At 65.2% G+C, this 9,274-nt stretch carries 5 protein-coding genes and 1 pseudogene; 5 read left to right on the plus strand and 1 reads right to left on the minus strand.

Going from position 1 to position 9,274, the window contains the following annotated elements; genetic code table 11:
* Positions 1-145 precede the first annotated feature (145 nt).
* Positions 146-538: a hypothetical protein gene (locus AC1DSN_RS01180; protein WP_477329292.1), complete on the plus strand. Its 393-nt coding sequence runs from the start codon at positions 146-148 to the stop codon at positions 536-538.
* Between the two features lie 109 nt (positions 539-647).
* On the opposite strand, the gene AC1DSN_RS01185 is transcribed toward AC1DSN_RS01180, so the two are convergent.
* Entirely contained in the window at positions 648-3,692 is a 3,045-nt protein-coding gene (locus AC1DSN_RS01185; protein ID WP_477297489.1) for a TonB-dependent receptor, read from the minus strand.
* A 475-nt stretch (positions 3,693-4,167) separates the two neighbouring features.
* Between AC1DSN_RS01185 and xth the strand changes: the two are divergent.
* From xth to AC1DSN_RS01205, 4 genes and pseudogenes are all read left to right on the plus strand, one after another.
* Positions 4,168-4,932: pseudogene (xth, locus tag AC1DSN_RS01190) on the plus strand (exodeoxyribonuclease III); the annotation flags it as partial.
* A 173-nt stretch (positions 4,933-5,105) separates the two neighbouring features.
* Positions 5,106-7,280: an ATP-binding protein gene (locus tag AC1DSN_RS01195; RefSeq protein WP_477329294.1), complete on the plus strand. Its 2,175-nt coding sequence runs from the start codon at positions 5,106-5,108 to the stop codon at positions 7,278-7,280.
* Positions 7,277-8,134: an alpha/beta hydrolase gene (locus AC1DSN_RS01200; RefSeq protein WP_213949570.1), complete on the plus strand. Its 858-nt coding sequence runs from the start codon at positions 7,277-7,279 to the stop codon at positions 8,132-8,134. Before AC1DSN_RS01195 ends, AC1DSN_RS01200 begins: the two co-directional genes overlap by 4 nt.
* A gap of 66 nt (positions 8,135-8,200) precedes the next feature.
* Positions 8,201-9,274, plus strand: a 1,074-nt coding sequence (locus AC1DSN_RS01205; RefSeq protein WP_477329296.1) for a ligand-binding sensor domain-containing protein, incomplete at its 3' end; no start/stop codon positions are given.

The following is a 9,274-nucleotide window of genomic DNA, read 5'->3' on the forward strand; positions in this document are numbered from 1 at the left end:
GCACAGGCGCGGAAGCCGGGGATCAGCTGGGGAAGCGGCCCTCGAGGCCGCGCTGCCTCGCGCGTCGTTCTGTCAAGGATAATCCATATCCTCGGGGGGACCCAACCTTTAAGATGCAAATCCCCGCTGGAACAAGGTGCTACCGATGACGAAGCCCGACTACGCTGAGGGCCAGGTCTGGACCTACGACCACCGCCCCGGTGAGGAAGGCTCGCGCGTTGTCATCCGAAAGGTGGGCATCGAGCCGGACGACGGGGAGGTGTTCCACATCTCCATCCTTGGCGTGAAGCTGCGCAACCACCGGGTGCCGGGGGGCGCCCAGCCTGCGATGCACCATGCTGCGGTGCTGCGCACCACGCTGGACAAGAGCCTGCGCGAGCTGACCACGGCATCCGACGAGGACACGGCCTGGGAGAGCGGCTACGCCGTCTGGCGCCAGGCCTATGACAATGGCGATGCGGGGGTCTTCGAGCTCAGCGTGGCGGAGATCCTTGGTTACATCGAAATGGTGGTGGCTGCTTCGGGTGAGGTTCGCTAGCTGCTCCTTCTAAAAAAAGAGCGCCCGGCTTCGGAAACCGGCTGGGGAGGAGCCGGAGTCCGAAGGGGGCGCAAGAGTTACACAGGGATGTAAAAGGGTTTCAGCGTTCTTAGAAGTCGTACGACACAGCCAGGCGCGCGTAACGCGGGTCCTGGGTGATCAGTGCAACGCCGTAGTACGGATGCGGCGTACCAGGCGAGCTGTACTCGGTCGGGTAACGGAACGTCGCACGCTGCTCGTTCAGCACGTTGAACACATTCGCAGAGAACGCCAGCTTCGACGCCGCCCACTCCGGACGGTACGTGACGCCGAGATCCAGCTGGAAGGTCCAGGGCAGACGACCCGCGGAACCCGGAGGCGACGGCTTGCCATCGCACGAGTGGTACGAGCTGCCGTAGTGCGCCGGATCCGGGTTGGTGACGCCGTCGCCGTAGTAGCCGAGGCAATTCTGCGGGCCGCCGCTGGCGGCCGTGAAGTTGCCTGACGCCTGCCACTCAGGAGCGATCTGCCAGTAGCCGTAGGCCTTGAACACATGGGGATGGTCGTTGCCGAGCTCGCCATTGGAATTGGCCATGACGTACTGGTTGTCCCAGTCGACGCTGCCGGCGGCACCGTTCTGACGCGTATCGGTGCGGGACTGGCCCTCGGTATCGCCGTACGAGCGCGAGAACACATAGTCGAACTTGCCGTACCAGACGCCGTCGAACTCATGCGTCATGTAAAGCTCCGCGGCGTAGTAGCGACGCTTCGGCTTCGGCATGCCCATCTCTTCGCGGCTGAGCGGCACTTCCTGCGCATTCCCGCTCGTATCGAGAACGGTAAAGGTGTTGGCCTGACCACCGTTCACCAGGTAGCAGCTGTTGGTCGAACCCACGGTATAGCCGAGCGCGGCAGCCTTGTCGGTTACCAGGCCAATATCGCAGAAGTCATCGATGACCGAGTTCAGCTTGCGGACCGTCAGCTTGGCGCCGTACGTCCAGTTCTCGGTGAGCGTCTTGTCGAAGCCTACGATGTACTCGTCCTGGTTCTCGGCCTTCAGGCCCTTGCCGGCAACCGTGCGCGGGTCAGGAGCAATACCGTACGAGTTGTTGCCCGATACGACATTGCTGAACTGCGTGAGACCCGTCGGCGCACCGGTCACCGGGTCGATGCCGGAGTACGTGAAGTACTGCTGGGTTGCCGTGTAGCCAGCGGCAGCGCCGGTAGCGGGGTTGAGGGGCAGGCCGAGGTAATAGCGGCCCGCGTTGGCGTAGACCTTGAAGCTGCCGTCACCGTTGACGTCCCACGCGGCACCCAGGCGCGGAGCCCACTGTGGTGAGGTCTGCTTGATGAAGGCCTCGCCATTCTGGTTGTAGTCGGTGAACTGGTCGTTGCGCAGGCCAATGGAGACCAGCCAGCGATCGCTGACCTGCCATTTGTCTTCGATGTACTGCGCCTTCTGGTCGGAGCGCACGTTCACCGCGTTCGCGACGACGGCCTTGTTGACCCAGTAACCGCTCTGGCCATTCGGGAACAGGGCCGGCGCCGGCACGAAGTTCTGGCCCGGTGTGTTGTCGATGGCGACGGTCGGGTCCTTCTGCACGCCATACGTCCAGGTATAGCCCGGACCGGGGCTGTTGGTGCCGAAGTCCAGGATCTGCGACTTCACGTTGTCGATACCGACGGAGATCGTGTGATCGCCGGCCGTGTAGGCGACATCGAAGCGCAGGTTGTTGGTCTTGTTGCCACGGCCCGGCAAGCTGATGTCAGCGACCTGGCTGTTCTGGATAGGCTTGCCACCGTTCAGCGCGGGATTCTGCTGGGTCGAGCTATCCACGCGTGCGAGGGTCGGGTCGTAATCGCCGGCCTGGTCGTAGTTCTTGCTGGACATCTTGCCGTAGGTGGCGCTCACGGTGAGATTGTCGGTGATGTAGCCGGTGTACTTGGCCACCCACAGGTCGCCGCCGGTCTTCGTGTCGTCTACCGGACCGATGGTCGTGGTGCGCGCAAGGTTCGCGTAATCGTATTTGTAACGCGTACCCGAGCCCTCGTGCTTGTCGCCCACGCTGGTGAGTTCGAGGATGTTGCTGTCGGTGATGTTCCAGTCGAGCTTGCTGTACCAGCGCGGGTTCTTGTAAGTGTTGTCAGATGCGGGCGTGGTGTTGCCGACTTCGTTGACGTTGCGCTGGCTCTCCTTCTCGAATTCGCCGGCGACGAAGAAGAACAGCTTGTCCTTGATCAGCGGGCCACCGGCGTAAATGCTGGTGGTCGTGGTCCACTGTGTGTCCTGGCTCTTCGGCTGGTACAGGTCACCTGCCGGGGCCGAGGCCGGCGTGTTGCTGTAATGCAGGTTCGGGCCCGAGGCGCGCGCCCACTCCGGCTCCCAGAGCACCTGAGCGCCGAAGTGCCATTCGTTCGTACCGCGCTTGCCGACCTGGCTGATCACGCCACCGTCGGAACGGCCGTACTGGGCGCTGTAGCCACCCGTGTAAGCCTCCTGCTGGTCGATCGCGCCATAGGGCAGCTGCAGGCCACCCATAGCATTGAGCGGATCGGTGGTGTTGAAACCGTTGATGTAATACGCGTTCTCGTTGGCGGCGGCACCGCCGAAGCTGACGACCGAATTACCGTTGTCGCTCTTGAAGCCGCCGCCGTTGTTGACGACGCCGGGAGCGAGCTGCGCGATGGCTTCCGCGCTGCGACCCAAGGGCAGCTTGGCGAGCTGCTCGGAGGTGATGACGGTGCGCGAGTCGACCGAGGTGACGTCGATGCTCGGCAGGACGGTACCGCTTACGGTCACGCCAGCGAGGCTGGTCGCGTCGGTTTGCGTCGCGGAACCTTGTGCCGCCGGCGCGTTGAAGGAGACATCAGTGCTGGCGCCGACGCGAAGCGTGACGTCCTTGCGTGAATCGGCAACGGCACCGTCGCGCATGAGGGTCACCGTATAGGTGCCCAGCGGGAGCTGGTTGGCGGCGTAGCGGCCGCGTGCGTCCACCGCGAACTCGCGGCGGAAGCCTGTCCCGCTTTCGACCACGACGGTCTCATTGCCGCCGGTCGGAACGCTGCCGTTGAGGCTGCCGGTAGTGGACTGCGCATAGACGCTCGAAACGCCGCCCAGGCACGTACATACCGCCAGTGCGAGTGCGCTCCTGCGAAAAAGAAACTGGTTTTTCATGCCTTCCCCGAAATGTATGCCCCGAAATGACGGCAGCACGGGACTGCGGCGACGGGCCCCCGCCTATCGCCGTGAACGGAGCCCCGAAGACCCCTCCCCGCACTCCATCGCTGAAACGTTCATTTGTCTCGATCCAAATGAACTGGTCTGACGGTTTACAGCAGGCGCCTCGAGATGTCCAGAGCTTCGAACGGGCGTTTGGATGGCCGTCCAGCCGTCTAAACGGAATGGCGCGGCGCAGCAGAAAACGGTGTAACTATGGGTATTTGGGTGGTTTTTTGTACTTATAGGACATGGCATGGAACCAAGGCGGGGCGGCTCTTCGAGGCCCGTAAAGAAAACCGAAAAAAACGGGTGGTTTGGTAATTCACCTTTACAAAATGTCCTCGGTCTTGGATCGTGGCAAATCCCGTGCCAGAAAAGTCGAGCGCCGCCATCACCGGGCGTCGACCGGGGGTGCCCGACATTGCGCCCCATGAAGATCGCCACCTTCAACGTCAACGGGATCCGCTCGCGCCTCGACCATCTGCTTGCCTGGCTGGAGCGGGAGGCGCCGGACATTGCCTGCCTGCAGGAGCTGAAGTCGACGGACGCGGCCTTTCCGGTCGACGCGATCAACAACGCCGGCTACGGCGCCCTCTGGGCGGGCCAGACCTCCTGGAACGGGGTGGCTATCCTGGCGAAGGGGGTGGACCCGGTCGAGAGCCGGCGCGGCTTGCCCGGCGACCCGAAGGACACGCAGAGCCGATACCTCGAGGCGGCGGCGCATGGGGTGCTGGTGGGCTGCCTCTATCTGCCCAACGGAAACCCGCAGCCAGGCCCGAAGTTCGATTACAAGCTGGCGTGGTTCGAACGCTTCCTGCGCCACGCTTCGGCCTTGATGAAAAGCGGTCACCCCGTGGTATTGGCGGGTGACTACAACGTCGTGCCCACGGACGAGGATATCTACGACCCCAAGGGCTGGCGCCGCGATGCCCTGCTCCAGCCGGAGAGCAGGGAGGCCTATGCCCGCCTCCTGGCCCAGGGCTGGACCGACGCCCTGCGCCAGAGGCACCCCGACGAGCGCATCTACACCTTCTGGGACTATTTTCGCCAGCACTGGCCCCGTGACCGGGGCCTGCGCATCGACCACCTGCTCCTGTCGAAGGATCTAGCCGCCCGGTTGAAGGATGCCAATGTGGACCGCTGGGTGCGTGACCTGCCCAAGGCCAGCGACCATGCCCCTACGTGGGTCGAGTTGGCGGCAACGAAACGGGCGAAACCCGGCCCCCGCGCTGGCTGAAATCGGTTAATTCGCGTCCAAACGCCAATGTAAGCGTTTACGCATGCCCGCACCCTGCAACCCGCACTTGCCACCACCCGCCCAAGTCCTAGACTAGGCAGCTATCAGGGGAGGGGGCGGACCGGGCGGTAATGAAGATCGATGGCGGCAGCGTGAATCGCCCCGAGCCGGTAATGCTGAGCGAGGTTGCCGAACGGCTGCGTAATCCCCGCATCGACCGGATCGTGGCGAGCTTCCGCGAGTACCGCGTATCGCTCATGCGCACGGTCATCCTCGGCTTCGTGGTCATCTGGACCGCCGCTTGGCTGCACGGCCCCACGACGATGGCGCTCGAAGCCCATCGTGCCTTCCCCGTCGCGCTTGCCCTGTTCGCGGTGAGCGCGCTGTGGATGCTTTTCATCCGTGCGCGTCAGGAAGGGCAGAGCGGCACCGTCGACGTGATAGGCAGTGTGGCCAACTTCGCCATGGTCGCGTTGTTGCTCAAGGCGGCCTTCATGCTGGTGATCACGGTGACCGCCGTCCTGCCGTTCCTCTCGGTCGCGGTCGGCGTGCGGTATAGCCGACGGGCTTTCGCCAGCGGCGTCGTCGCCTCGGTAGCGATTCTTCTTGTCAGCGCGCCGGACGGGTACTGGTTCGGCCGGCCCGCCTATGCGCTCTACGCGTTGGCCCTGGTCATCGTCCTGCCCATGACGCTCTACCGGATGATGGACGCGCTGCGCGAGGTATCGGCCGAGGCCATTGCGTCACGGGAGGCCCAGCATCGCTTCATCTCCATGATGAGTCATGAGATGCGGACGCCCTTGAGCACGGTGATCCACTCGGCCTCCCTGATCGACACCGCGGTGATGAGCGACGACCAGCGCCGCCTTGTCGCCTTGTTGTCGACCAACGCCAATGCCCTCTTGCATCGCGTCAATGCGGTGCTCGACGTGGCCTCGTTCGCCGGTGGCAGTTTCACGCTACGCCACCAGGCGTTCGCCTTCGACGAAGTACTGGCGACGGTGGGCGCGGTTTGCCGCCCCCTTGCCGCGGAGAAGCGCATTGCTTTCAGCCTCGCCCGCGACGCGTCGGTGGAGGGTGTCTTCAATGGCGATCCGGGGCGCATCGAGCAGGTGCTCTCCAACCTGGCGTCCAACGCCCTGAAGTTCACGCCGCCGGGTGGTTCGGTGAACGTGCACGTGGATCTCCATGAGGGCGTCGGTGGCCGCGACCCTACGATCACCTGCAGTGTTTCGGACACGGGCATCGGCATCGCCGATGCCGACAAGCAACGCATCTTCGACCCGTTTCATCAGCTCAGCGCCGGCGAGAGCAGGCGGCAGGAGGGCGTTGGCCTGGGGCTGTATATCGTGCGCAATGTCTCCGAGCAGATGCAGGGTGGCCTCGACGTCACCGACAACCCGATGGGAGGGGCAGTCTTTACCTGGCGCTTCCCGCTGCCGCGTGCCGCCGCGGGCGCGCGCAGCGTGGCGGACACCCCGCTGGTCGAGCTGCTCGACGAGCACCGTGCGCGCGTGGAATCGCAACGCTGCCTGGTGGTGGATGACAACGCGGCCAATCGTGAGATCGTCGGGCGCATCCTCGAGCGCGCGGGGCACCGGGCGGTCTTCAGTGCGAACGGCGACGAGGCGTTGGCGTGCCTGCGTGCTGACGGTTTCGACCTGATCTTCATGGACCTGCACATGCCCGGGAGTTCCGGCTGGGACGTGCTCGGCCGCATCGACGTGATCCGGCGCACCGCAAGCGTGCCGCCCATCGTCATGCTCAGCGCCGATTCCAGCCACGACGCGGTGCGCATCGCCTTCAAGGCTGGCGCACGGGCTTACTTGACCAAGCCGATTGCCGCGCAGCGCCTCCTCGACGTGATCGAGTCCATCGCGGCCGAGCGGCGCATGGAAGAAACCGCGCGCGGTTGGCAACAGCCGCTGCTGGACGAGCCGACGGAGCGTGGTGCGGTGGCTACGCCGCTGAATGAGATGCGCGCGCTTACCAGCGTCGAGGAATACATCGGCTTCATCGACCTGTGTTCGCAAGCGGCGGAGACCCATCTCGACACCTTGCGCAACGCGGTGCTCTCGCGTGATATCGCCACGGCCGCGGAGTGCATCCATGCCCTGCGCAACGTGTTGGGCAACCTCGGCGTACCCGGCGCATCGAGGGTCTGCGACGATCTCTCCGTGCTGATCGATGCCGGTGGCGACATGCGCGCCGCCGTGGTCGAGCTGGATGCCCTCGGTCGTTCGGTGCATCGTTTTATCGATGCCCAACGCCAGGGTGCACGCACCGCCGCGGACGCCGGCGCGTGACCGAACTCGACGGCCTGGCTCGCGAGGTCGGGCAGGGCGAGTTGGCGGCGATGGCGATCAAACCCGATAACGAGGCACGCATCGTTTTTCATGGCGAAGCGCCGCATGGTCGGCGTCCACTCGCCGTCGTCTACCTACACGGATTCACGGCGAGCCAGGGCGAAGGGGCGCCGGCCCACCGTGAGATCGCCCAAGCCGTGGGCGCTCACCTCTACCTCGCCCGCCTGCGCGATCACGGCAGCGATGCGCCGGACGCCATGGCCGGTGCGTCGCCGGAGCGCTGGCGTGCCGACGTCCGGCATGCGCTGGACATCGGTCTCCAGCTGGGCGAGCGCGTACTTCTCGTCGGTACGTCCATGGGCGGCTCGCTGGCACTAGACCTGGCAGCGAGCCGGCCAGATGTCGTGGCGGGTGTTGTTGCCTGGTCGCCCGGCATTCGTGTCCACGATCCCGCGCAACTGCGTGCCGCAGTGACGCTTCAGGGATCCGTGGCACCCCCCGGGGAGCGCACCCCTTTTCAGCGGCGCTACTGGTCGTCGATGGTGCATACCGACGGCTACCGGGCCATCGCCCGTCTGTTTATCGAGCGCATGCGACCGGAAGTCCTGCAGGACGTCGTCTGCCCCGTCTTCTTCGGCATGTGGGATGGCGGCGAGGGGGATCGCGACACGCTTAACTCGGTGAGCGCCATGCGGCTTGCGTTTGGCTGGCTGGGTACGCCGGCGTCACAACGTCGGACGGTGGCTTACGATCATGCAGCGCATGTGCTTGCGTCACCCGAACGCTCGCCGGCGGCGGCGCGTGTCCTCGCCGATTCGCTGGCCTTCCTGCGCGACGTCGGTCTAACGCAGTGAAGCTGCCACGCGTTATCGTTGGCCCTTGAAGGGCGTGGGGGTGAACGGGTGCGCTTGGCTCGCGGGGTGGCTGTGTGGTTATGGCTGGTCGTCGGCTGGAGCCTCGCCGTGCCCGGTGTTCGCGCAGCCGACAGTCGCGATCGCGCGATCGACCAGTTCTATCACACGGCCTGGACCGTCCGCGAAGGCGCGCCTGGCCAGGTCACGGCGCTGGCGCAGACCAGCGATGGCTATCTCTGGCTGGGCACCCAGACGGGTCTCTACCGCTTCGACGGTGTGACCTTCGAGCGTTACCGGCCGCGCGAAGGCGGCGACTTCCTTGCCTCCACCGTCGCGTCCCTTTACGCGCCACCCTCCGGTGGGCTGTGGGTCGGGTTTCGCTATGGCGTGGCCAGTTWCATCGAAGGCGACCGCGCGACCCACTACGCCGCGTCCTCAGGATTGCCCACGGCCACCATCTACGCTATCGGCGGCACGCCGGACGGGCGCATCTGGGCAGCGACATTCAATGGCCTTGCGCGTCTCGACGGGCAACACTGGTCCCTCGTCGGCGCGTCGATGGGTTTACCCGGTAATCGTGCGCGCAACCTGTCGGTCGACCGCGAAGGACGCCTCTGGGTCGCCACCGACCAGGCGCTCGCCTGGCTGCCCCGGGGCGGCACGCGTTTCGAGCTGGCGACGCGTTCGGTCGGTCGGATCAATCGCATCGCTGAAGCGCCGGACGGCTCGATCTGGGTCGCGGAGGCCGATGGCGGCGTGCGACCGGCCTGGGTCAGCGCGTCCTTGCCGGAAGACCATGGCCCGAGCCTTAATCTCTCATCGGCGGGCCTGTTGTTCGATCGCGATGGCGCCCTGTGGATGCCCACGCTCGGCGACGGCATTCGTCGCGTGCCGCGTGTGGTCGACCTGCCGCGCGAACAGATCGAGGCAAGCGGCACGGCGGCACAGCGGTTCGTCGAGCGCGACGGGCTCAGCTCCGACTACCTCACGGCGGTCATCCAGGATCGTGAGGGCAACATCTGGGTCGGCGGCAGTCGAGGGCTCGACCGTTTTCGCGTCAGCCGTCTTCTTCCCGCGCCGCTGTCGCCGGGAGCGACGGACTTCGCACTGGTGGCCGCGCAAGGCCACGGTGTCTGGGTC

Source organism: Luteibacter sp. P4_D7_3, assembly GCF_056401735.1.